This window comes from Pseudomonas sp. HMWF006 (assembly GCF_003061205.1).
Taxonomy (GTDB): Bacteria; Pseudomonadota; Gammaproteobacteria; order Pseudomonadales; family Pseudomonadaceae; genus Aquipseudomonas; species Aquipseudomonas monsensis.
Genome location: NZ_QAIU01000597.1, coordinates 1 through 692, shown reverse-complemented (window position 1 = coordinate 692; position 692 = coordinate 1). Strand labels below are relative to the sequence as shown.

Genomic DNA, 692 nt, shown 5'->3' with positions numbered 1-692 from the left:
TACGCAGACCGATTTCCGCAGCAAGGCACCCCGCCCTATACCTACACGTCCGCCAATGAGGAGATTGCCGTTGCCAACCCAACCAACGGGCGGATTTCCGGGACGGGGAATGGCACGACGACCATTACCGTTGCGGATGCGAGTGGGGATGTGGTGGAGATTCAGGTGACGGTGAGTGGGGTCAGGCGGATACATCGGTCGCCCACGAAGTTCAACGACTATATAGCCGCCGAAACCTGGCGGGACACCAATGATTACTTCCCACTCACTGTGGTATTCGTGAGTTATCAGATGGAAGAGTTTTTCCCTTGCCGACTATCATCTGCGCCTGTAAGTCCGCAGCCCGACTATCGATTAGCGTACATCGACGCATACGAGCATATTCTGTTTATCTCCACGAGCCGGGTATGGGCGTTTTCTAATGGCCCCACGGTGGCATTCGCTTTGGCATTCTCAATATGACCACATACCGTATCAACGAAATTCGCAAAACCAACATCACAGCCGGATGATGGAAAGACGTAATTCCCCTCCCACCCCGTTAAGGGCGTGGAGGGGAATTGATTCTGTCGCTGGCAGACAAATCAAAAGATCGCAGCCTTCGGCGGCGATCTTTTGCATTTAAACCACAGCGTTTAAAAAACACCTTCAGACACGTCTTACAGGCTACACATCCTTGCGCCATTGCCTAC

The 692-nt window shown here is 52.9% G+C and carries 1 pseudogene; it reads left to right on the top strand.

Features of this window, described 5'->3' with window-relative positions:
- A pseudogene (locus tag DBR24_RS27680) lies at window positions 1-462 on the top strand (hypothetical protein); the annotation flags it as partial.
- Window positions 463-692 lie beyond the last annotated feature (230 nt).